The organism is Clostridium sp. ZBS2, assembly GCF_023845855.1.
In the GTDB taxonomy this organism is placed as follows: Bacteria; Bacillota; Clostridia; order Clostridiales; family Clostridiaceae; genus Clostridium; species Clostridium aquiflavi.
This window is the reverse complement of sequence record NZ_JAMQIF010000004.1, coordinates 141332-166563: the sequence shown is the minus strand read 5'-3', so window position 1 is coordinate 166563 and position 25232 is coordinate 141332. Positions and strand designations below refer to the sequence as shown.

Here is a 25232-nt window from a genome sequence, read left to right as displayed (position 1 = left end):
TGATATCAATACTATCATATTCTAATAACTTTACAATAATTCTTATTTATAAAGTATTTTTATATTGTTCTAAAATACTCATAACTTCATCACTATCATTAAGAATATTTATTTGATTCTTAATTTCTGTGGATCTTGGAAGTCCTTTTATATACCAAGAAGCATGTTTTCTCATTTCTCTTATAGCCTTGTATTCTCCATCATTTTTAATAGCTAGTTCATAATGTCTTATACACATATTAATTTTATCCTGATAAGAAATTTCTCCAACAGCTTTTCCATTCAATGCATCTTGAATTTGTTTAAATATCCAAGGATTACCCATACTACCTCTTGCTACAAGTATTCCATCACAATTTGTTAATTCTTTCATTTTTATTGCATCTTCTGGTGAAAATACATCTCCATTCCCTAAAACAGGAATAGAGACTGCTTCTTTAACCTTCTTTATTATCTCCCAATCTGAGTGACCTTCATACATTTGCTTTCTAGTTCTTCCATGAACAGCTATTGCATCTGCTCCAGCTTCTTCTAATACTTTTCCAAACTCCACAGCATTTATATGTTCATCATCATATCCTTTCCTAAACTTTACTGTTACAGGTTTTTTAGAAACTTTTTTTATTGCTTTTACAATATCATAAGCTAAATTTGGCTCTAGCATAAGTGCTGATCCTTCTTTGTTTTTTACTATCTTAGGAGCTGGACATCCCATATTTATATCTATAATACAAACATCTTCTCTTGGATTTAAATATTTTTCACATATTTCTGCCATTATTTCAGGTTCACGTCCAAATATTTGTACTGCTACTGGAGACTCCTCATTAGAGACTCTAAGTAGAGTTTGCGTATTCTCACTCCCATAATATAAAGCCTTTGCACTAACCATTTCAGTGCAAACTAGTCCACAACCCATTTCCTTACAAAGTCCTCTAAATGATAGATCTGTAACACCTGCCATAGGTGCTAAAAAAACAGTATTATCAAAACTCAGATTTCCTATTTTCATTTGTTTTACTCCCTATTCTTTTTGTATAATATTTTTAATCCCTCTAATGTTAAATCTGAATCTACTTTATTTATTACATCTGTTTCGTTTGCTATTAAATTAGCTAAACCTCCTGTTGCTATGACATAAGGCTCTACTCCATCGCTCATTTCTTCTTTCATTTTCTTTACAATATACTCAACTTGACCTATGTATCCAAATAATACACCAGATTGTATACTCGAAACTGTATTTTTGCAAATTACTTTTCTAGGTACTTCTAATTCTACTCTTGGTAGTTTAGCTGCTCTTTCAAATAATGCATCTGCAGAAATTCTAAGCCCGGGGCATATACAACCTCCTAAATAATCTCCATTTTCAGTTACAGCGCAAAAAGTTGTTGCTGTACCAAAATCTATTATAATGACTGGTCTTTTGTAAATTTCAAAAGCAGCAACTGCGTTAACTATTCTGTCTGCACCTACTTCTTTAGGATTATCATATTTAATATTTATACCTGTTTTTATTCCAGGACCAACTATTATAGGTTCTTGACCAAAGCATCTTCTTAACATATTTTCTAAAGAATGCATAATATTGGGAACAACTGATGAAACAATAATACCTTTAACCTCTTTTGGGTTAAGATCACTTAAATTAAATAATTGCATTATTTGTATACTATACTCATCAGATGTCTTATTTCCTTCAGTGGAAATACGCCAACTCGCTATGTATTTTTTATCTTTATATACACCTAGAACTATGTTAGTATTGCCCGCATCTACAAGTAGAATCATTAAAAGCACCACCTTAATAATATTAAAATTAAAAGCAGCCCTAAAGCTGCCTTAATTTAGTAATTTACTTTAAAATAACAATTTAATTTTAACAATTCACATTAATTTGTCAAGGGTTTCATATAAATTAAAATAATCCAATTATTTCGCCATCTTTAAGTACATCCATCTTATTTGCAGCTGGAACTTTTGGTAATCCTGGCATAGTCATTATATTTCCTGTTTGAACTACTATAAATCCGGCTCCATTAGATACTCTAATTTCTTGAACATTAATATTAAATCCTTGTGGTTTAGCTAATAAATTTGGATTATCTGATAATGAGTATTGAGTCTTAGCCATACATATAGGTAATTTATCTAAATTAAACTTAACTAACTCATTAATTTGTTTTTTAGCTTCATTACTATATATAACTCCATCAGCTCCATAGATTTCCTTTGCTATAATTAATATCTTTTCTTCTATAGTTTTATTGGCATCATAAAGAGTTTTAAAATTAGATTTATCTTTTTCTATAACATCTAATACAGCTTCACCTAATTCTATTCCGCCATCTCCGCCTTTTGCCCAAACATCAGAAAGCGCTACTTTCACACCTAACTTTTCACAAAAGTCCTTTATAAATTGAACTTCTTCATCACTATCATTAACAAATTTATTTATAGCTACTACAGGTTCTATATTAAATTTTTTAATATTTTCTATTTGTTTTTCTAAGTTAGCTATTCCTACTTTTAGTGCTTCAACACTTGGAATATTCAAATCTGCTTTAGATACTCCACCGTGATGCTTTAATGCTCTAATTGTAGCAACTATAACTACACAACAAGGTTTTAAGTTTCCATATCTACATTTTATATCAAAAAACTTTTCAGCGCCTAAATCTGCACCAAATCCTGCTTCTGTTACTACTATGTCTCCTAATTTAAGTGATAATTTAGTAGCCATTATAGAATTACATCCATGTGCTATATTGGCAAAAGGTCCACCATGTATCAATGCTGGAGTATTTTCTAATGTTTGAACTAAATTAGGTTTAATCGCATCTTTCATTAATAATGCCATAGCACCTTGAATTTCTAACTGTTTTGCATATACAGGATTTCCATCTAAATCATATGCTATTAGTATATCCCCCATTCTATGTTTTAAATCTTCTAAATCACTAGCTAAACAAAGTATAGCCATTATTTCTGAAGCTACAGTAATAGTGAATCCATCTTCTCTTACAAAACCATTGATTTTTCCACCCATACCAACAATGATTTTTCTTAATGCTCTATCATTCATATCCATAACTCTTTTGAATATTATTCTTCTTGAGTCTATCCTTAAATCATTACCTTGGTGTATATGATTATCTATGGCTGCTGATAATAAATTATTAGCAGATGTAATAGCATGCATATCACCTGTAAAATGAAGATTAATATCTTCCATGGGAACTACTTGTGCATATCCACCACCAGCAGCGCCTCCTTTTATTCCAAATACAGGTCCTAATGATGGCTCTCTTAATGCTATAATAGCATTTTTACCCATCTTATTAAGAGCGTCTCCTAAACCTACTGTAACAGTTGATTTTCCTTCTCCTGCCGGAGTTGGATTTATAGCTGTTACTAATACTAATTTTCCATCTCTATTATTTTTAGCTTTCTCATATACATCTAAAGAAACCTTACATTTATATTTACCATAGTACTCAATATCTTCTTCATCTAAGCCTAACTTTTCTGCAACATTTCTAATATGTAACATTTCTGCTTCTTGTGCAATTTCTATATCCGTCTTCATCAAAAACCCTCCAATACTTTATTACATTAATTTTTAGCTTACTATTAATTGTATTATAGCATTTTGTTATAGAAGTCAAAAGATTTTTTCGAATATTTAACATTTTATCAATTTTATCATTCGTATATATTAGAAATTTTATAAAATTATAATTTTGTATCATTTGTATTTATAATAAAAAGAGATTTTTAAAAGAATATCTTTTAAAAATCTCTTTACTTTAGTTATTTGCAAAAATTTCTTCAAACTCTTTACCTTCGATCTTTTCCTTTTCAAGTAAAGCCCCAGCTACTGCATGTAACTTATTTAAATTTTCATTCAATAATTTTTCAGCTTTAGAATATGCTTCATCTATAAAATCTTTTATTTCATGATCTATTTTAGAACTAATATCTTCACTAAAGTTTCTACCTTTTCCTAAGTTTCTTCCTAAAAAAACTTCGCTATCATCAGAACCATAAGATATAGTACCAATTTTATCACTCATACCATATTCCATAACCATGCTTCTTGCAATAGCACTTGCTCTATCTATATCATTCTTTGCGCCAGTACTTATATCTCCAAGTATTAAGTGCTCTGCAACTCTTCCACCAAGTAAACCTACCATATCATTTTTAAGCTTAGATTTTGATGTATAAGCTCTATCCTCATTAGGAAGTTGCATTGTATATCCTCCAGCTCTTCCTCTTGGAATTATACTGATTTCATGTACCTTATCTGAATTAGGAAGTAACTTCATAACAACAGCATGACCGGCTTCATGATAAGCCGTTAATTTTTTATCATGATCTGTTATAACTCTACTCTTCTTTTCAGGACCTGCTATAACTCTTGTTATAGCTTCTTCCATATCTTGCATTGATATTCTCTTCTTATCTCTTCTTACTGCAAGAAGAGCTGCTTCATTAGCTAAGTTTTCTAAATCCGCTCCTGAGAATCCCGGAGTTCTTTTTGCTAATACATTTAATTCAACACTTTCTTCAAGTGGTTTTTTTCTTGTATGAACTTTAAGAATCTCTTCTCTTCCTTTTACATCAGGTATTCCTACAAGAACTTGCCTATCAAATCTACCTGGTCTTAGTAGAGCTGGATCTAAGATATCTGGTCTGTTAGTTGCAGCTATCATTATTATTCCTTCATTAGCTCCAAATCCATCCATTTCAACTAAAAGTTGATTCAAAGTTTGCTCTCTTTCATCATGACCACCGCCTAAACCAGCACCTCTTTGTCTTCCTACAGCATCAATTTCATCTATAAATATTAAACAAGGAGCATTTTTTTTAGCATCCTCAAATAAACTTCTAACTCTTGATGCACCAACACCAACAAACATTTCAACGAAGTCAGATCCTGATATACTAAAGAAAGGTACTCCTGCTTCACCAGATATAGCTTTAGCTAATAAAGTTTTTCCAGTTCCTGGAGGTCCAACTAATAGTACACCTTTAGGTATTCTTGCACCTATCTCAATATATTTTGATGGAGTCTTTAAGAAATCAACAATTTCTTCTAATTCTGCTTTTTCTTCATCAGCTCCAGCAACATCTTTGAAAGTGACTTTTTGAGAATCAGGCATCGCCATTTTAGCTTTACTTTTACCAAAATTCATTACGCCTCTTCCGCCGCCACCACCTTGGGACTGTTGAGTAAATACAAATAAAAATACTAAGAAAATAACAACTAATAAAACGCTTGGTATTAATGTTGTAAGCCACATTCCACTATTAGATGGTTGTTCAAAGCTTATTCTTACATCTGATTTAGGAGTTTCTTTAATTAAAGAAGTTATTAAATCGTCTGGAACTACTGTAACAAAACTTTTATCATCCTTAGTCTTTCCTTCAACGGTCATTTTGTCTTGTTTTATAGTAATACTTTCAATTTGATCTTGATTCCATTTTTGTTGGAACGAACTATATATTATACTATCTGAGCCTTTTCCTGTTTCCCACATAGCAACCGATGCTAAAATAAGCATAATCGAAACTACTGTCCACAAAGCTGCACTTGAATATTTTTTCATTCAAGGCCCCCCTTTCTTATACATGATTTTAATTTTACCATAGCACTATTTCAATTACAATAAATTGTAAATTCTATTTTTCATATACTTCTGGTTTTAATACTCCTATAAATGGTAAATTTCTATATTTTTCTGCATAATCAATACCATACCCAACTATGAATGCATCAGGTACTTCAAAACCTATGTATTTTACATCAACTTTAGCTGTTCTTCTTGCAGATTTGTTTAATAAAGATACTATCTCTATAGTATGAGCTTTTCTTGCTTTTAAATACTTTAATAAATAACTAAGAGTAATTCCACTATCAACAATATCCTCTACTAATAAAATATCCTTACCTTCAATACTATAATCTAAATCTTTTAAAATTCTTACTACTCCTGATGTTTCTGTAGAATTTCCATAGCTTGATACAGCCATAAAATCTATTTCACATGGTATAGATATGTTTTTAATTAACTCTGCTGCAAATAACACAGATCCTTTAAGTATTCCTACTACAACTAATTCTCTTCCTTTATAATCTTCACTTATCTTTGCTGCTATCTCCTTTATTTTTTCATTTAAAGTTTCCTCATCAAATAATATCTCTTGTATATCTTCTTTCATAACTTCTATTCCTTTCTTTTAGCTACTATTTTTAATATATTTTTACTATTATTAGTTACTTTAAAGTTATCTGATATTTTTAATCCTACAATCCACGCTATATTATCATCAAAACAAATTAATGGTATTAAATCTCTATCTTCTTGAGGGATTTTCATATTTATAAATATATCTTTTAATTTCTTTTGACCTTTCATCCCTAAAGGTGTAATTTTATCCCCATTTTTTCTTGTTCTAAATAAAATGTTTTCTTCTATCTTATCCAAATCAAAATATTTCACTAAATTATTTTCTTTTAAATCTAGTAAATTATTAGATTTATTTTTTAAAATACTCATTACAAATTCATAATTATTAAAATATATGGTATCTTCACCTATGTTTTTCTTATCTAAAAAAGTTTCTGTTTTGTTACTTTTAATATTTTCTTTTACTTTGCTGCTTATTTTTATATCGCCATATATATTTTCTACATATATATTCTTAGGCAGATTTATACTTTTTCCTGTTTCTTTTTTAGATAATTCTAAAATATCATATATATGCTTCATTTCAAAATCATAATGAGATTTAGAATATTCAACAAGAGCGCTTCTTATAATTCGTGTTACTATAGCTTCATCTTCTCTAAACAATTTTTTATTTAATATAAAAAAATTATTGTCATTATCCTTTTTACAATATTCATTATAAACTTTAATACACAATCTCTCAATAAAAGCATTGTCTTTTTGTATTAATAATGACATTCTATTTAAAGTTTTAACTATATCTTCATTAAAATTATCCTGAATATATGGAATTATATCCAATCTTATTTTATTTCTATTATAAATTTTTTCAAAGTTAGTCTTGTCTATTCTAGGCTTTAGATTTTTCTTTTCTATATACTCTTCAACTTCTTTTCTAGTTAGACACAATATAGGTCTAATAATCTTATCCTCTCTACAAACTTTTATTCCACCTAACCCTTCAAGTCCAGTGCCTCTCATCATTCTAAAAATTATAGTTTCAGCCTGATCATTAGCATTATGAGCAGTAGCTATTTTATTAAATCCTTCTTTTTTTAATATCTCATCAAAAAAATCATATCTTACATTTCTTCCAGCCAGCTCAGAAGATAATCTATGTTCTTTTGAATACTTATTTATATCAACCCTTTTTACATAATAAGAAATATTCATTTTTTTACATGTATTAATCACAAATTCTTCATCTTTAAAAGCATCTTCGCCCCTTAATAGATGATTTAAGTGAGCTGCTCCAATTTCTATACCAAGTTCTCCTCTCAATTCTTTTAATATATTTAATAGGCATAAGGAGTCGGGTCCTCCTGAAAGAGCTACTAATATTTTATCTCCCGATTTTATAAGATTATTATCAATAATATAAGATAATATTTTTTTCTTCAAAATTAACACTTCCTATTTTTTTATACAACTTCTATTATAATACCTTATATTCATTTTAAATGTAAATATTTATAGTGGCAAAAGAAAGAATCTACCCAATAAAAACTGCTGCATTTTTAATATACAGCAGTTTTACAATTAAACAGCATATACTTTAGAAACTAATACAGTCATGTCATCTTTAAGCATATTATCACTTAATGTCATAGCTTTTTGTAAAATATTCTCTGATAATTCTCTTGGATCTGTACAACAATCTTTCAAATATTCCTTAAGCCAAATAAAGTTTCCACTATTTAATTTATCTATATCTAAAATCCCATCACTAACACTTATTAAAATGTCACCTGGCATTACTTCTTCTTTTATTACATCAAGCTCCATTTCATCAACAAGACCAAAGGGTAAGTTTTTAGAATCTACCACTAATATTTGATCTCCTCTTTTTATAAAGCTTGATGCTGCTCCTATCTTCACAAAATTAACTTCTCCACTATATAAGTCTATCTTACTTAAATCTAAAGTGGCATATTTTTCACTTTCTGAAAATTTCATTCCCATTATAGAGTTCACTGTATTAATTGTTACTTCTTCATCAAATCCAGCCTCCATAAATTTCTCCACTAAATCTACTGTAGATTTGCTTTCCTTTTCTGCATCAGGACCAGATCCCATACCATCACTTAATATTGTCATATATGATCCATCTGTAACTTTTCCAAAACTATAACTATCACCAGTATGTGTTTCTCCTTCCTTAGAAGCCATAGCTCCATAGGAAATAACATTATATTTAGGCATTTCTTCTATTAACAAAGTACATGTATTTGTATCTTTATTTATAAAATAACCATTATCTAAAATGCATAAAGGAATATGCATTATCTCATTAAGCAACGGAATTAATTTATTTTCATAATACTCGCAGTTTTCACACTCCTTCATTATCAATTTTATTTTTACCCTTCCATTTCTATCGGTATAACAGAAAACATCATTATATTCAACTGAATTTTTATTTAACCCCCTTTTTACTATTCTTTCTAAATCGCTACAAATTGTTACCTCCCTTTTAAATTCATCTAATACATTACTTAAACTATAAGATATATTGTTTATATGAGTTGATATAATTTGCCTCCCTTCACTAAATCTATCTTTAATATTTGAATTTACAATATGATTAGTCACTATATCCTGTGCACTTTTTAATAATGTAAAATGTTTTACGCATGAAGATTCTAGTGCCTTTGGCAATATTGGATTTTCTTCTTCAGCACTCTTTATAAGAGTTTGGAAAGAATTATAAGTATTATTAAAATCCCTTCTCCAGCAAGAATTTTTCTTTTCACAATCTATACACACTCTATCAGCTAAACTTTCTACAAATTCACAACTTTTATTTTTAATTAAAAGTCTATCATTATCATCCATGTCTTCTAATGTTTTAGATACCTGATTTAATACACAACTTAGATCCTTTAACTTTAACGTAAATTCCTCCTTTAATTCATTTAAGTGAATTTGGTTTATACTTTCTTGTTTCTTTTCAGTATTTATTTCAAGTTCTATATTGTTATATAAATTTTTAGGTATAAATAAAAATATTGCTAAGCTAGATCCTACTTCTATTATAAATTTAGAATTTATACTTTCCGAATAAAGTCCCAAAGCAAAATAAATTAATATTCCGGATAGAACTGAAAATATTTTACCAGTATCCTTAAATATACCTATAACTAAACCTCCTACACCATAAAACCCTACTGATGCCATCATATTATTAGATGAACATCCCAAAATTATTCCCATAGCAACGCCCATGGTCGCACCATAAGATGCACCACCAATGTATGCAATTGTTACTACCAATAATAAAGCTAGTACATTCCTTAGAGAACAATACTTTATACTTATATCTCCTATACCAGCAACAAATAAACAAAATAATATGGCCATACTTACTATCTCTTCAGATGTAAAAAAGTAATTGCTATTAACTTCATCAAGACAATTAAAAGAATACTTAATGATATAGTAAACAGGCAATACCACAAGTGCATTAATTAATGCCAATGTTATGTTAACGCCTAAATCATAGTTATTGGAAAATATTCCATAACCTATGAAGCTTAAAAAAACTATAAAGAAACTTGCAAACTCTTTTTTTCTTTTTTCAGATTTATTTAATACTTCATAATATAATGTCAATGCAGCTGCTGTAATTAAGTAAACCATTCCACCTGGTAACTTAGAGTTTATAGTTACATAACCTAACAGCACTCCAATTGAAGCCATGGCCGTTTTACTCCTATTACACTTTAATCCTATTACTATTAAATAGGCTATTCCTAATGGTGCTATACCATTACTTTCTGTTTGATTAAATAATAAAGTTACTCTTGATAACAATAATCCAGCTATTAATATAAATATCATTCTTGATAATTCCATTTTTAATAAAAAGCTTTTTTTAGCTTTTTTATTCTTATATGCATTAATATTCAATTCATATTGCATATATAGCCCTCCTCTTTTTCCAAATATTGTAATTTGATTATATCACTTAAGATTTAAGATTAATGTCATAAAATATACATTGGAAAATTTTTCGTTGGACAATATATTCTATATTTCTTTTTAATATTAATTGTAAAATTTTTACATAAAATAATGTGAACAAATTGATATATCTAAAGTAATAGTTATTTTTGTAATGACTAGTTTAATAAAAAGCAAACATGTTATTTTTATATTAATTTGTCGTTAAAATATGCTTTTTAAAAATTTATGAGGATTTATTTTTTCATAATATATTTTTTTGTGAATATATATAACTTTACATTTATTAATTCATAAATACTTTGTGCATATTTATCTTTTTGAATAAAAAAGCGATTACCGCCCTTAAAATAAGATTTTTTATTATATCTTTTATTTTTAAACATAAAAAAAGACTTAAGTTTATAACTTAAGTCTTTGGTGCCGAAGACCGGAATCGAACCGGTACGGTGTTTAACCACCGCAGGATTTTAAGTCCTGTGCGTCTGCCAGTTCCGCCACTTCGGCATATATGGTAGCGGAAATAGGACTTGAACCTACGACCCTTCGGGTATGAACCGAATGCTCTAGCCAGCTGAGCTATTCCGCCTTAGTTTTTATGGTTGCGGGGGCAGGACTTGAACCTACGACCTTCGGGTTATGAGCCCGACGAGCTACCAGCTGCTCCACCCCGCGATATTATATTTAGTTGAATTATGGTGCCGAAGACCGGAATCGAACCGGTACGGTGTTTAACCACCGCAGGATTTTAAGTCCTGTGCGTCTGCCAGTTCCGCCACTTCGGCACATTTGGTAGCGGAAATAGGACTTGAACCTACGACCCTTCGGGTATGAACCGAATGCTCTAGCCAGCTGAGCTATTCCGCCTTAATTCTTATGGTTGCGGGGGCAGGACTTGAACCTACGACCTTCGGGTTATGAGCCCGACGAGCTACCAGCTGCTCCACCCCGCGATATTATATTAATTTGTTTTTGGTGCCGAAGACCGGAATCGAACCGGTACGGTGTTTAACCACCGCAGGATTTTAAGTCCTGTGCGTCTGCCAGTTCCGCCACTTCGGCTTACCAGTTAGGTTATTTCCTAACGACAAAATTTATTATACTGTATAGTTTCTACACTGTCAACATATATTTGATATTTTTTTATCTTTTTTCAAAATTTTATCCTAATAACAGAACAAAATCGCCAAAGAAACTTTAGAGCCGTCGATTTTTTTAGCCCTGTCCCCTTTCCAAATGCAACGCAAGAATAATGGTGCGGCAATGATTATTTTTTATTCTTTAGATGTACTTATCATATCTTTAAAATACAGCATTCTATAAGTTGTCCTCAGATTGTTTAACAATATAAATTCCCAAAGAACAAAAAACGCCTTATAAATAGGCATTAAAACCTGTTTATAAGGACTTTATATAACATAATAAACTTAGATATAATAATTAATTTTGCATTAAATTATTATATATCTTTTAATTTACTTAATTATTTGGCTGGGAATTTCTTACCACCCTTACCTTTAAATTCTTGATGTTTTTTAACATCTTGCATTCTTTCTTCACTATCTTTTAAAAATCTAGACATTATGTCTTCAAAATTTCCTGAACCATTTTTCTTCTTTTCAGTATTTGAGTTCCAATCAATTTCAACTGGTTTTACTGATTTTTTTTGAATATTTGCTTGTTTTATTGAAAGACTAATCTTTCCATTGTCATCTATTGAGATAACTTTAACTTTAACTTTATCTTGTTCCTTAAGATGTTCTCTAATGTCTTTTACATAAGAATCCGCAACTTCTGAAATATGAACTAATCCAGTTTTGCCTTCAACTTCAATAAAAGCACCAAAATTTGTAATGTTTACTACTATACCTTCTAATATGTTTCCTGCCTCTAAGGTCATGTTTAAAAGTTTCCTCCTTAAAAATATAAAAATATATATTATAATATTATTAAAAACTATTTTTCAGAATTTGATGTTTGTTCAGAGCTGTTAACTACTTTTTCGCCTGGTTTTATCATTCCAAGTCTTTCTCTAGCTAGTTTTTCAAGATATTCACCTGAACCAGAGTCAATCTTTTCTACTTCATCTGAAAGCCTATTATTTCTTTTAGTTATTTCATCAAGTTGAAGTTGTTTTTCATTAAGTTGTTTTTCTATTCTATCAATTGCCAATCGTTGTCTAACATAACTAAAAACAAATATACTAAGTAATACCATTATTATTATGTTTCTAAATGTTAACTTTTTCATTTGCAGAACCTCTATTTCAAATTCTCTTATTTATATTGTAAACACTCTAAAGGTATTATTCAAGTAATTTTTTTGTGCTATTTACTTTTATCAATTACTTTGTAAAATACTATTTTTATTGGATATATAAGGTTCTTAAAAATTATTCTAAAAAAAGTATTTACTTTTTTTATTACTAATTGTTCTAATGAATAAAAATAACTACTTATAGCTTTCAAGTATATTAAAAGTGATATAATGATGAATATATAAACATATGGAGTTAAAAATGCATAATTAGTATACAATAAAAAAGTAAATATAATTAGAGCAGTAAGTACCCAAAAAAGAATGTCTTCGACAACTGTAATTATTTTTATTGAGTTTAACCCTCTTATGCCTCTATATATATCAAATAAAAAACCTGTTATAAGTCCTGCTATAACACTATACATAAGAAGATTAAACTGCATTGTCAAAGTTAACGGCATTTAGTATAACTCTCCAATTATTTAAACAACCTAGAAATTATACTTTCCTTGCTCTTCTTTACTTCTTTTCCATTGTAAACCATAGAATCAATGCTACCATTTATTATCACATCACCATTTTTAACATCTAGCTTATTCATCTTTAAATCTGAACCTTTAATACTTAGATTTCCCAAAACAGTTGTTAAATCTATTTTTTGACTATCAAAGCTTATAACCTCTATAACACCACTTAATATTAACTTCTGTCTATTTTCTAAAGATAAATTAGAATTTCTATCATTGAGCTTATTTTCATCTTTATTCTCCATAATAAATTCCCCCATATACTTTGTCTTATACAATATATGAAGATATATTTTAATTTATTCATTAGTAACCTTTTTATTTACCTTATAAGATTATAGATTTAAAGAGTAGCCTTTGATAAACACTTATCTAAGCTACTCTTTATCTTCTTGTCCTTCAATAATAACATACATTTCTTTTGCATCTTCTTTTCTTACATGTTCTTTAATATTAACTATTTTAGCTTTTAATATTCTATTTGCAAAAGTTATTTCTATTATGTCATCTTCTTTTATATCTGTAGATGGCTTTGCAACTTTTCCATTTATTGATACTCTTCCACTTTCACAAGCTTCTTTAGCTACAGTTCTTCTTTTTATTATTCTTGAAACCTTTAGATATTTATCTAATCTCATAATTGCTCCCTTGTTAAAAGAACCCGAGAAAACTCGGGTTCATATTTTTTCTATTTATTATTAACCTTATCTTTGAATTCTTTTCCTGGCTTAAATACTGGTACTGTTGTTGCTGGTATATTGATCACTTCTTTAGTTCTAGGATTTCTTCCTTCTCTAGCTGCTCTTTCTCTTGTTTCAAAAGTACCGAAGCCAACTAGTTGCACTTTTTCACCAGATTCTAATGCTTCTTCTACACTTTCAATAAAAGATTTTAAAGCTAATTCCGCATCTTTTTTAGTTAATTTACTTTTTTCAGCCATACTAGTTATTAATTCTGCTTTATTCACAATTACATCCTCCTCAAAATAAAGTTATAACATTTAATTGTCTAACTATTTCATATATGTACTAAATTACACCTCTTTATTATATAGCCAATGTGCCTAAACGTCTATATAAAAATAACTTATTAACACAGATACTGTTACTATAATAAATATTGTAATATAGTTCTTTTAATAATTATTCTTCAAAAACTAAATAAATCCTTTATTTTATTATACTTTTATTTAGTTTTTTTGCTTCTTCCCATAATATATCCATATCTTCTAAAGACATTTCATTTAGATTTAAATTTTTTTCCAATGCCTTGTTTTCAATATATGAGAATCTTGAAATGAATTTATTAATTGTTGAGTTTAATGCTTCTTCTCCATCTACCCCTAAAAATCTAGCTACATTTACACACGAAAATAATAAATCACCAATTTCATTTTCTATATTTTCCTCATTCTCACTAATATATGCATCTTTTACTTCTTTTAATTCTTCTTTTACTTTTTCAAACGCAAAACTAACATCATCCCAATCAAATCCCACTCTTTTAGCCTTTTTTTGAACCTTATAAGCCCTCAAAAGAGATGGAAGTGATTTTGCTATTCCATTCATTTCTTCTGTTAATGTTTCGTATCCTTTTTCTGATTTCTTAAGTTCATCCCATTTTTCAAGTACATCTTTAGATGAATTAACATTCTTTAAGTTCTTAAATACATGAGGATGTCTATAAATCATTTTATCACAAATAGCCTTAACGACATCATTTATATTAAAATAACCATCTTCTTGGCCTATTGATGAATGAAACACTACTTGAAATAAAACATCACCTAATTCTTCAATTAAAGAATCATCATCTTCATTATTTATTGCATCTACTACTTCATAGCTCTCTTCTATCAATGAATTTTTTATTGATTCATGAGTTTGTTCTTTATCCCAAGGACAACCATTTTCGCCTCTAAGAACTTCTACAGTCTCTAATAAATCATAAAAATCTTTTTTGTTATTTAAATCTTTTGGTATATATACTGAAGTTAAGTAATCTATATCTTCTTGCATATCTAATTCATACAGTGGAATTTTTCTAATACTTTCTTCTCCAATTATCCCTGCTGCTCTTACATATACTATTTCAGTTTCATCATCATATTGTTGCAATAATCTTAGCTTTACTTCAGAAGCTATAAGTGGATTATATACTTGAGTAATTATAGTTCCAATTCTTTTATCTAATATTTGATTGTTTATATCAAAGGCATCTATTACTTTTAAACCTTCTATTGGATCTATTGCTAAACTTTCCATCATAGCATCAATAAAACTAACAGCTGGAATGACTTTATAATCTATATTTTCTTTTTTACATAGCTCCATTAAATTAAACACTGACTTTTCAGCTACTAGTGGATGTCCTGGTACAGCATATACTAATTCACCAGATTGCTTATATTTATTTATAATATCATTTGCTATATTGAAATAAACTTCATCAAAACTTTCTTCAGTATCATAGATATAGTCATAAGTTTTAAATTCAATATTATTTTCTGTTAAATAATCTACTGTTGGATGTTTTTCTGTTCTTAAGAAAATATTTTTACAATTTTTTAATTCTTCTATACATCCTATTGTTAGAGCTTCTTTAGCTCCTGGTCCTAATCCTACTATCTTAATCATTGGGAATCTCCTTTTTAGTTTCTTCTAAATCTACTTTTTATTTCTTCTATTTTAAATACTTTAAGTAACATTATTAATATTATATACACTATAATACCTAAAAATATAGATATTAAGCAAGATATACCATTACTTGTTGTACTTTTATAAATAAAATTATAGCTTATTAATACTAATATCATCATTAAAGTTGATGCATATGCTGGCTTTATTAATATTTCATATACATTAAGTTTAATTTTTAACTTCCACCTCATTGCTATTAAATTTAATATAGAAGATACTAAGTAAGCAGTTACACTAGCAATAACTGCACCATAAATATTAAATGCTTTTATAGGCACTAAAATCCATGTTAAAATTCCCTTTATAAAGCAACCTATAAATAAATTAATTACTGGTAATACATAATTGTCTGTTCCTTGTAAAATAGATGTTGTAGTTTGAGTTAAAATTATAAAAGGAATTGATAAAGATAGATATTTTAATATTTCTGCTCCTGCAAATCTTCCTGGGAATATAAATCTCATAATAGGTTCAGCTAAAAAAAATATTCCAAACATACAGGGTATAGCTATTACAGCAGACATTTTTATAGACATATTTATTTTTCTTTTTACTTCAACATGATTCTTAAGAATAAAATTTTCTGCAATAATAGGTATTAAAGATGTGCATAATGCCATTGATAAAGTTAATGGCACATTAACTATTACAGATGCTTTTCCTGTCAATTGAGCATATAAAACAGTGCTTTGCATATTAGTTAATCCTGCCTCTAATAACTTTTGTGGCACTACAATTGAATCTATAAGTCCCATTATACTTCCAACGGTTGCACCTAATGATATTGGAATTGCTATTCTTAATATATCGCTTAAAACATCTGGATTGGTTTTTATTTTTTTTATTCCATATTCTTTTTTAACTTTTTTGTATTTACTAAATAGATATATTCCAGCCATTATAGCACCTGCTGTTGCTCCAAAAGCAGCTCCACCAGCTGAATACTCTATTCCTCTAGGCAATAATATTACTGCCAAGCCTACGCCAAATATAATTCTCCCAATTTGCTCTATAAGTTGTGATGTAGCTGATGGTGACATATTCTGAAACCCCTGAAAGAAACCCCTAAAAACAGTTATAAATGAAATTATAACAGGTGCAAAAGAGATTCCAATAAGAGAGTAATATGCCTTAGTATCCCATTTTAAAAAACTAATAATAGGTTTTGCAAAGAAAAATAGTGCAAAAGTTGTGCCTGTCCCTAAAATAGCCATTAATATTGCTGATTCTTTCATAACCTCAAAAATTCCATTTATATCATCTATTGCATTATTTTCAGAAATCATTTTTGATATTGCTATAGGAACTCCTGATGCCATTGCTACAAAAAACATATATAAAGGATATGACATTTGATAATAGCCTATTCCTTCATCTCCAATTAACATTATTAAAGGCCATCTAAAGAATAATCCTAAGAATCTTGTTAGGATTCCTGCCATTCCAAGAATTAAACTTCCTTTTATTAAGGATTGTTTTTTCATAAAATACCTCCAAACTTCAAGTTATACTAATAATTTTTATTGTAAATTTGAAGGTATTATGACTTTTATTTTTATCAAATAGAAAATTATTTATGTAATCTCTATTGTTCCATTTGTTTTCCTAAAAATGTTGCAGCTGTTTCTGCCAATTTTAATTCTACTTCTCCTAATGTTTCTCCATCTTCCTTAGATAAAATAATTACTGTACCTATTGCATCTCCTTCTGCTAATATTGGAGAAATAACTTGATTTACATATTTGCTTTCATCATCGTCATTATGTAATGGAATAACAACATTTTGACTTTTATCTAACAATACTGTTTTTCTTCCATCCATAATGTCTTCTAATTCTGAGCTTATTTTTCTTTCTATGTAATCTTTCTTAGGTGCTCCACTAGCTGAAATAAATGCATCTTTATCTGCTATTAACACTATATGACCTATAGCTTGTTGTAAGCTTTCAGCATATTCTCTTGAGAAGTCAGTTAATTCTCCTATTGGAGAATATTTCTTTAATATTACTCCGCCTTCTCTATCTGTGAATATTTCAAGTGGATCCCCTTCTCTTATTCTTAAAGTTCTTCTTATTTCCTTTGGAATTACTACTCTTCCTAAATCATCAATTCTTCTAACAATGCCTGTTGCCTTCATTGGTTATTTAACCTCCTTTAAAACTTCAATAATTCTAATTGCAATATTATTATTTGACTTCTTAGAAATTTTATACACTTATAGTCAATTTTTATATAAGATATTATTTTTAGTATTAATAAGGAACAATGTGGTTATAAAGTACTTTATTGATTGGTTCAATTACTCCGCTTACTTTGCTTATGCATATATCACCATTCTGCTAAAACAAAGTCTTTCTTAAAAATAAAAAAATGCTTTTACAAGCAATTTTATTACTTGTAAAAGCATTTATAACTTAAAGTTTAAGTTTATAATTTTTTATCATTTATCTTTACACCAACATCTTTTTTCCACTCTTCTATCTTTTCATTAAATACATTACTTTGTTTAGTTTGTAATAATTGACCTCTGATATCTTCTTTAACATCTTCTAACGGTGTTGCTGTACCTTCTCCCTTATTAGCTACTAATATGTGAGATACTTCTGCACCAGTATCAGTTACTCCTGTTACCTTAATTATATGGTAACCAAATTGACTCTTTATAGGTTCTGAAATTTCTCCATCTTTTAAGTCTTTAAATCCATCCATAAATTCTTTAACATATTTAGTTGATGAATATTCTATAAATCCTAAAGAACCACCATTGTCCTTAGTGCCAGGGTCTTGTGATTTTTCCTTAGCCACTTCTGCAAAATCCGCTCCACCATTTAATTGACTTTTTATTTCATTAGCTTCTTGTAAAGATTTATCAAAATCAATTTCTCCTGGAGTTGAGAATTGAGTATCTTTGTTCTCATCATAATATTTTTGTATATCATCATCATTAACTTCTACATCCTTAACCATGTCTTGATATACATATCTTACTATTGCTTGATTCTTTTGATATTCTTTAAATTCGTCTTCAGTAAATCCATTTTGTTCTAAGAAAGTATTGTATTGTTCTTCTGTTTGATAAGCAGTTTTATAATAGTTTACTGCCTCATCTACTTGCTTATTTAATTCTTCATCGCTAGGTTTTAAATTTAATTCTGCTGATTTAGTTAATATCAATTTTTCATTAACTATAGCATTTAGATATTGTTTTTTTAATTCTTTTAATTGATCTTTTATGTCAGCATTACTTTCATAGTTTTCTCCATATTTTTGTTTTAGAGATTCCGTAATTGATTTTAAGTCTCTATCTAAATCGCCTTGGGTTATTTTTTCTTTTCCTACTGTTGCAAGAACTGTATTTTTTATAGCTTCTGGTGTCTTTTCAATCATTTTACAACCAACAATTGAAAATGCAAGTGTAGCTACTACTACAGACGCAACAATTTTCTTTATTTTATTCAAAATTTTTCCCTCACTTTTTTGTAAATTTTAGCCTAAAAAAATTCTAATATTAGTATAACAATATTATTTTCACAATTCAAACCGTTTATATTACTTTTTTATTAAAATGTTAATTGATTGTATAAGTCTTTAAATTTAAGATTCTAATTTTTCTAAAATTTCCTTTAAAACTTCTAATTTATCCTCTTTTTTTATATTTTGTGTTTTAAATGAAAAATATGGTTCAGTTCCAAATTTAAGAATTATATTTTCTTTATAATTCTCCATAAGTATTTTAAATAACTTCTTATATTCATCTTCACCACTTGCAAATCTAAATCTTATTTCTTTTGGCATTTCTTTTATCTCTTCAATAAATAACTTTTTAGCTATGCTTTTTATATAAGCTATATCCATTAAATTATGCACTGGCTCAGGTATTTTAGAATATCTATCCTCTAACTCTTCTTTTATATCATTATAGTCTTCTATATCTTCTATAGCAGCTATTTTCTTATATATTTCTATTTTTTGAATTTCATCTTCAATATAATTTTCAGATATAAATGCATCAATTTTTATTTCTACAGTAGTTTCAATAGGTTCTTTAGATATATCACCTTTAATTAGCTTAATAGTATCTTCAAGCATTCTACAATATAAATCGTAACCTACAGATGCCATATGACCATGTTGAGATGATCCCATAATATTTCCAGCGCCTCTTATTTCTAAGTCTCTCATGGCTATTTTAAATCCTGAACCTAATTCAGTAAAATCTTTTAATGCTTTAAGTCTTTTTTCTGCAACTTCAGTTAATACTTTATCCTTAGTATATAATAAATATGCATATGCAATTCTATTTGATCTACCGACTCTTCCTCTTAATTGGTACAGTTGCGATAACCCCATCTTATCAGAGTTATAAACTATTATTGTATTTACATTAGGGATATCTATTCCAGTTTCTATTATTGTAGTACAAACTAAAACATTAGATTCTTGATCCATAAATGAAATCATTTCTTTTTCTAATTGTCTTTCTGTCATTTGTCCATGTGTAACTGAAACCTTGCTCTCTGGAACTAATTCTTGGACATATCTAGCCATTTCATTTATATCTTCTACTCTATTATAAACAAAATAGACTTGACCACTCCTACCAATTTCTCTTAATATTGCATCTCTTATAAGTTGGTCATTTTGCTCCACAACATATGTTTGAACAGGATATCTTTCTTCTGGTGGAGTTTCTATTACAGATATATCTCTGGCACCAGTTAACGACATATGAAGTGTTCTAGGAATAGGTGTTGCACTTAATGTTAAAACATCTACATTTTTCTTTATATTTTTAATTTTTTCCTTTTGAGATACTCCAAATCGTTGTTCTTCATCTACTATGAGCAATCCTAAATCCTTAAATTGTATATCCTTTGATACTAATTTATGAGTACCAACTAAAATATCTACATTTCCCTCTTTTAATCTTTGTATTGTAGCCTTTTGTTCTTTAGCTGTCCTAAACCTACTTACCATATCTATTTTAATTGGGAAATCAGAAAATCTCTTTTTCATATTTTTATAATGTTGTTCAGCCAAGATAGTTGTTGGTACTAATAAAGCAACCTGTTTTCCATCCATAACTGCTTTAAAAGCAGCTCTTAATGCTACTTCCGTTTTTCCATATCCAACATCACCACAAAGCAATCTATCCATAACTTTATCAGATTCCATATCTTTCTTTATTTCTTCTAATGAAGTTAATTGATCTGGTGTTTCTTCAAATGGAAATTCATCTTCAAATTGTCTTTGCCATTGAGTATCTTTACTAAATTTATGACCTTTTATTGTAGATCTAGTGGCATATAACTTCACTAAATCTTCTGCAATATCATTGATTGATTTTCTAACTTTTGCCTTAGCCTTTTGCCATTCAGCTCCACCAAGTTTTGTAATTTTAGGTGATTTACCCTCACTACCAATGTATTTTTGAATTAAATCAAGTTGTTCTACTGGAACATATAATTTATCACCTTTGTCATATACAATATCTAGATAGTCTCTCTTATGACCAGATACATCTATCTGTTTTATTCCTTTATAGACTCCTATTCCATGATTTACATGGACTACATAATCCCCTGGCTTCAATTCATTAAAGCTTTTTATTTTAGATATACCCTTTTTCTTTTTATTCTTTGGTTTTAATTTTCTCTTTGCTTCACCAAATACTTCTTTATCTGATATAATGCATAATTTATATTCTGGATATTCAAATCCCTTTAATTGATTACCACACGTTATTACAACTTCTCCAAATTGTATTTCCTTTATCTTATCTTTATAAGAACTTTCAACACCTCTATCTCTTAAGGTATCTACAAGTCTTTCCCCTCTGACTTTAGTACCAGATAATATTACTGTTTTATATCCCTTTAATTTTTTGTCTAAGATGTCTTCTATTAGTATATCTAATTGACCTTGATAATTGCTTAACGTTGTTTGCTTTAACTCTATACTCGTGAAAGGTCTTAAAAATTTTTCTGTATTATTTAAAGTTTCAAAGAAAAGTATATTTGATTTCTCAAATTTATCTAATGTATCATGTTCATTAATTAATAACTTTTCTTGACCTGGAAGTATATCTCCTCTTTCAAGAAATGAAGTGAAATTTTCAGCAAACTCTAAATAAGATGATTCTAATTTACCTTTACATCGTTTAACATCATTCATTATAAATAAATAATTTTTAAAATAATCAAAAAAGCTTTCTACTTCTTCATAAAAATAAGGTAAATAACTATCTATAGTTTCAAATGTTAAATTTTCTTCAAGTGATTCTATATTAGATTTAACTACCTTTTCTAATTTTTCTATTCTTTCTTTTTCTTTATTATGTGAAGAAATTTTCTTAAATTCATTTAAAATTGATTCTTTTGCTTTATTCATTGACTCTTGAGATACTAATATTTCTTTTGCCGGAAACACTTTAAAAGATTTAACTTTATCTATGCTTCTTTGAGATTCTGAATTAAAAGTTCTAATAGATTCTATTTCATCTCCAAAAAGTTCAACTCTATAAGGATAAGTTGAACATGTTGGGAATATATCTAATATTCCTCCTCTTACAGAAAATTGTCCCTTTGATTCAACTATTTCTACTCTCTCATACCCACTTTCAATTAATTTTGAAGACATTTCATTAAAATTAATCTCAGCACCTTGTTTTATAGTCATACTATATTTAATAAATAGTTTATGCGGAGCATATGTTGCCATAAAAGAATCTATAGATGTTATTACTATTTTTTTATTTTTATTATTTAATATCTCATTTATTACATTTAATCTTGCCCATCTTAAATCACCTGATACAGCATCTATATTATAAAAAACCGTCTCTTTTACAGGAAAATAATATACTTCATTAGTATATAAAATTAAGTCTTCATAAAGATTCTTAGCTTCCATATCATTTTGAGTAACAATAACAATAGATTTTTCAATATTTTCAAATATTCCATCTATCATATAAGATTTTCCTGAATCTGATAACCCATATATACCTACTGGATAAGTTTTTTCATTAATAGATTGCAATATTTTTTTTAACTCAATACCAGTTTCTAAGGGCTCTAATAACCCTTTTAATCTCATCTTATACACCATCCTTAAATACTTTTATCAGCCTTAAATCCATTAAATTTGTTCATAGCTGAATTTACATCTTGTTTTATTATTTCTTCTACCGAATTTGTTGCTGCTTCAATACTTTCTTTTAATACTTCTTTTTCTTCTTTTGAGAATTTTCCTAAAACATAATCAACTAAATTAATGTTAGGTTGTCCAACACCCACTTTAATCCTTGGGAAAACATCCGTTGATAAATTTGCTATTATGCTCTTTATACCATTATGCCCGCCTGCACTGCCTTTTTCTCTTATTCTTAGTCTTCCTATATCTAAACTTATATCATCATATATTACTATAATATTTTCATTACTTATTTTATAAAAATTAGCTACTTCTCTTACGCTGTCCCCACTTAAATTCATATATGTGGTTGGTTTTAATAAAATAACCTTATTATTAGCTATAAATCCTTCACCATATACACCTTTAAATTTTTGCCTATTTATATCAATATTATACTCATTTGAAATGTTATCAATAACTTCAAATCCAATATTATGTCTTGTATTATCATATTTACTTCCTGGGTTTCCAAGTCCAACTATTAAAAACATATTTTTCTCCTTTGCATATCTTTTAATTATACTAATTTATCTTCTATTATACTAAATAATAATATATTTCATATATTTAATTATTTTGTTTGAAATTTATAGCCTTTTCTCCAAAGTGTAACTATTTTATAATTTTCATCTGGTTCAAACTTCTCTCTTAATCTTTTAATATGAACATCTATAGTTCTACAATCACTCTTATAATCATTTCCCCATATTTCATCTAATAATTCTTTTCTTGTAAAAACCTTATTAGGATTATTTATAAGAAAAACTAATAATTCAAATTCCTTTGGTGGTAAATTAATTATATTTCCTTTAAAAATAACTTCATAGGTACTTAAATTTATTGATAAATCAGATATAGATATTATATCTGTTTTATTATTTTCTATGCTACATCTTCTTATAATAGCTTTCATCCTAGCAACTAACTCTTCTACTTTAAATGGCTTTAAAATATAATCATCTGCACCTATATCAAATGCTAAAACCTTATCAAAAAGACAATCATTACTTGTAACTACTATAATAGGAATATTACTTTGTTTTCTTATCCATTTTAAAAAATCCATACCATTAAGATTTTTTGTAAGTAAATCTAACAAAATTATATTAGGGGCATATTTCAAAAATACACTTTTAGCATCATTTCCATCTAGCACTATTTTAGTTTTATAACCTGATAATTTTAAATAATTATCCATTAAATCATTGCTATATATATCGTTATTTATAATTAAAACCTTTCCAAAAGATTTATCCATAAAAAAATTACTCCTTTTTAGATTACTTACAAACAATATGAAATCTTGTTTAACATGTTAATAAACCTCCCATGATATGCTCATAGGAGGTTTTATTATATGTATACAAGATTATACTTCAAATAATTTACTTATTGGTTCATCATCGTATATTCTTTTAATAGCTTCTGCAAATAGTGGAGCAACAGAAAGAGCAGTAATCTTCATATTTTCCATTTCTACATCTACTGGAATAGTATTTAATAATACTAGTTCTTCAATTGCAGATTTATCTAACCTTTCACATGCTGGTCCTGATAAAACTCCATGCGTACAGCATGCATAAACATTTTTAGCACCTAATTCTTTAAGGGCATTAGCTGCATTTGATATAGTTCCTGCTGTATCTATCATATCATCAATTAATATACATCTTTTTCCTTCAACTTCGCCAATAATATTCATAATTTCTGAAACATTCGCTTTAGGTCTTCTTTTATCTATTATAGCTATTGGTGCATGAAGATTATCTGCGAATTTTCTTGCTCTTGTTACACTTCCTAGGTCTGGTGATACTACAACCACATCATCTTGTTCCGCTAATCCCTTTGATATAAAGTGCTTAGCTAATATAGGTGCTCCTAATAAATGATCAACTGGTATATTGAAATATCCTTGAATTTGCGATGCATGTAAATCCATAGTCAAAACTCTATGTGCTCCTGCTGCTGTTACTAAATCAGCAACTAGTTTTGCCGTAATTGGATCTCTAGCCTTCGCTTTTCTGTCTTGTCTTGCATATCCATAGTAAGGAATAACTGCTGTTATTCTACCTGCTGATGCTCTTTTAAAAGCATCTATCATTATTAATAATTCCATTAAATTATCATTAACAGGAGAACATGTTGATTGTACGATGAATACATCAGTACCTCTTACAGTTTCATTAATATCGACAGATATTTCTCCATCACTAAAAGTTGATACCTTTGATTTTCCTACTGGCACACCTAATATATCTGCTATATCTTGTGCTAATTTACAGTTTGAATTTCCAGTAAAAACTTTTATATTTCTTTCATGGCTTATCATAATATAAGAAGACCTC

The 25232-nt window shown here is 28.3% G+C and carries 21 protein-coding genes and 7 tRNA genes; all 28 read right to left on the bottom strand.

Going from position 1 to position 25232, the window contains the following annotated elements; translation table 11 throughout:
* Window positions 1-46 precede the first annotated feature (46 nt).
* The 28 genes from dusB to NG918_RS01915 all read right to left on the bottom strand — a co-directional run bounded on the left by dusB (window position 47) and on the right by NG918_RS01915 (window position 25216).
* Entirely contained in the window at window positions 47-1012 is a 966-nt protein-coding gene (dusB, locus tag NG918_RS02050) for a tRNA dihydrouridine synthase DusB (protein WP_252215894.1), read from the bottom strand.
* Window positions 1013-1017: 5 nt separating this feature from the next.
* Complete coding sequence (locus NG918_RS02045; RefSeq protein ID WP_252215896.1) at window positions 1018-1791, bottom strand: type III pantothenate kinase; 774 nt, start codon at window positions 1789-1791, stop codon at window positions 1018-1020.
* Between the two features lie 127 nt (window positions 1792-1918).
* Entirely contained in the window at window positions 1919-3589 is a 1671-nt protein-coding gene (locus NG918_RS02040; RefSeq protein ID WP_252224260.1) for a formate--tetrahydrofolate ligase, read from the bottom strand.
* Window positions 3590-3809: 220 nt separating this feature from the next.
* Entirely contained in the window at window positions 3810-5615 is a 1806-nt protein-coding gene (gene ftsH / locus NG918_RS02035; protein ID WP_252215900.1) for an ATP-dependent zinc metalloprotease FtsH, read from the bottom strand.
* A 73-nt stretch (window positions 5616-5688) separates the two neighbouring features.
* A complete protein-coding gene (hpt, locus tag NG918_RS02030; protein WP_252215903.1) occupies window positions 5689-6228 on the bottom strand; it encodes a hypoxanthine phosphoribosyltransferase in 540 nt (179 codons plus the stop codon).
* Between the two features lie 5 nt (window positions 6229-6233).
* Entirely contained in the window at window positions 6234-7640 is a 1407-nt protein-coding gene (tilS, locus tag NG918_RS02025; protein ID WP_252215907.1) for a tRNA lysidine(34) synthetase TilS, read from the bottom strand.
* A 138-nt stretch (window positions 7641-7778) separates the two neighbouring features.
* Complete coding sequence (gene spoIIE / locus NG918_RS02020; protein WP_252224257.1) at window positions 7779-10160, bottom strand: stage II sporulation protein E; 2382 nt, start codon at window positions 10158-10160, stop codon at window positions 7779-7781.
* 460 nt (window positions 10161-10620) lie between these two features.
* Window positions 10621-10709 (bottom strand) — tRNA-Leu (locus tag NG918_RS02015).
* Window positions 10710-10714: 5 nt separating this feature from the next.
* A tRNA-Met gene (locus NG918_RS02010) sits at window positions 10715-10791 on the bottom strand.
* A 10-nt stretch (window positions 10792-10801) separates the two neighbouring features.
* Window positions 10802-10877, bottom strand: a tRNA-Met gene (locus tag NG918_RS02005).
* Between the two features lie 21 nt (window positions 10878-10898).
* Window positions 10899-10987 (bottom strand) — tRNA-Leu (locus tag NG918_RS02000).
* Window positions 10988-10992: 5 nt separating this feature from the next.
* Window positions 10993-11069 (bottom strand) — tRNA-Met (locus NG918_RS01995).
* Between the two features lie 10 nt (window positions 11070-11079).
* Window positions 11080-11155 (bottom strand) — tRNA-Met (locus NG918_RS01990).
* A gap of 20 nt (window positions 11156-11175) precedes the next feature.
* Window positions 11176-11264, bottom strand: a tRNA-Leu gene (locus tag NG918_RS01985).
* 421 nt (window positions 11265-11685) lie between these two features.
* Window positions 11686-12102, bottom strand: a complete 417-nt coding sequence (locus NG918_RS01980; protein ID WP_252215913.1) for a S1 domain-containing RNA-binding protein — start codon at window positions 12100-12102, stop codon at window positions 11686-11688.
* Between the two features lie 56 nt (window positions 12103-12158).
* Window positions 12159-12452 (bottom strand): FtsB family cell division protein, encoded by a 294-nt coding sequence (locus NG918_RS01975; protein WP_252215916.1) that lies wholly within the window; start codon window positions 12450-12452, stop codon window positions 12159-12161.
* 77 nt (window positions 12453-12529) lie between these two features.
* The gene (gene yabQ / locus NG918_RS01970; RefSeq protein WP_252215918.1) at window positions 12530-12922 is read right to left on the bottom strand and encodes a spore cortex biosynthesis protein YabQ; all 393 of its coding nucleotides are present in this window, start codon (window positions 12920-12922) and stop codon (window positions 12530-12532) included.
* A gap of 17 nt (window positions 12923-12939) precedes the next feature.
* The gene (yabP, locus tag NG918_RS01965) at window positions 12940-13233 is read right to left on the bottom strand and encodes a sporulation protein YabP (protein ID WP_252215920.1); all 294 of its coding nucleotides are present in this window, start codon (window positions 13231-13233) and stop codon (window positions 12940-12942) included.
* 132 nt (window positions 13234-13365) lie between these two features.
* A complete protein-coding gene (locus NG918_RS01960; protein WP_252215921.1) occupies window positions 13366-13626 on the bottom strand; it encodes an RNA-binding S4 domain-containing protein in 261 nt (86 codons plus the stop codon).
* Between the two features lie 50 nt (window positions 13627-13676).
* Window positions 13677-13955, bottom strand: coding sequence for a non-specific DNA-binding protein Hbs (hbs, locus tag NG918_RS01955; protein ID WP_003374604.1), 279 nt, complete (start codon window positions 13953-13955; stop codon window positions 13677-13679).
* 202 nt (window positions 13956-14157) lie between these two features.
* On the bottom strand, window positions 14158-15624 hold the full coding sequence (gene yabN / locus NG918_RS01950) for a bifunctional methyltransferase/pyrophosphohydrolase YabN (protein ID WP_252215924.1): 1467 nt from the start codon (window positions 15622-15624) through the stop codon (window positions 14158-14160).
* 14 nt (window positions 15625-15638) lie between these two features.
* Window positions 15639-17174, bottom strand: coding sequence for a putative polysaccharide biosynthesis protein (locus NG918_RS01945; RefSeq protein WP_252224251.1), 1536 nt, complete (start codon window positions 17172-17174; stop codon window positions 15639-15641).
* A 101-nt stretch (window positions 17175-17275) separates the two neighbouring features.
* Window positions 17276-17827, bottom strand: coding sequence for a stage V sporulation protein T (gene spoVT / locus NG918_RS01940; RefSeq protein ID WP_252224248.1), 552 nt, complete (start codon window positions 17825-17827; stop codon window positions 17276-17278).
* A 290-nt stretch (window positions 17828-18117) separates the two neighbouring features.
* Window positions 18118-19149, bottom strand: coding sequence for a peptidylprolyl isomerase (locus tag NG918_RS01935; protein WP_252215932.1), 1032 nt, complete (start codon window positions 19147-19149; stop codon window positions 18118-18120).
* Between the two features lie 135 nt (window positions 19150-19284).
* On the bottom strand, window positions 19285-22788 hold the full coding sequence (gene mfd, locus NG918_RS01930) for a transcription-repair coupling factor (protein ID WP_252224246.1): 3504 nt from the start codon (window positions 22786-22788) through the stop codon (window positions 19285-19287).
* A gap of 14 nt (window positions 22789-22802) precedes the next feature.
* Entirely contained in the window at window positions 22803-23378 is a 576-nt protein-coding gene (pth, locus tag NG918_RS01925; protein ID WP_252215936.1) for an aminoacyl-tRNA hydrolase, read from the bottom strand.
* Between the two features lie 80 nt (window positions 23379-23458).
* Window positions 23459-24145, bottom strand: a complete 687-nt coding sequence (locus tag NG918_RS01920) for a response regulator transcription factor (protein ID WP_252215938.1) — start codon at window positions 24143-24145, stop codon at window positions 23459-23461.
* A gap of 111 nt (window positions 24146-24256) precedes the next feature.
* Window positions 24257-25216 (bottom strand): ribose-phosphate diphosphokinase, encoded by a 960-nt coding sequence (locus NG918_RS01915; protein ID WP_003372561.1) that lies wholly within the window; start codon window positions 25214-25216, stop codon window positions 24257-24259.
* Window positions 25217-25232 lie beyond the last annotated feature (16 nt).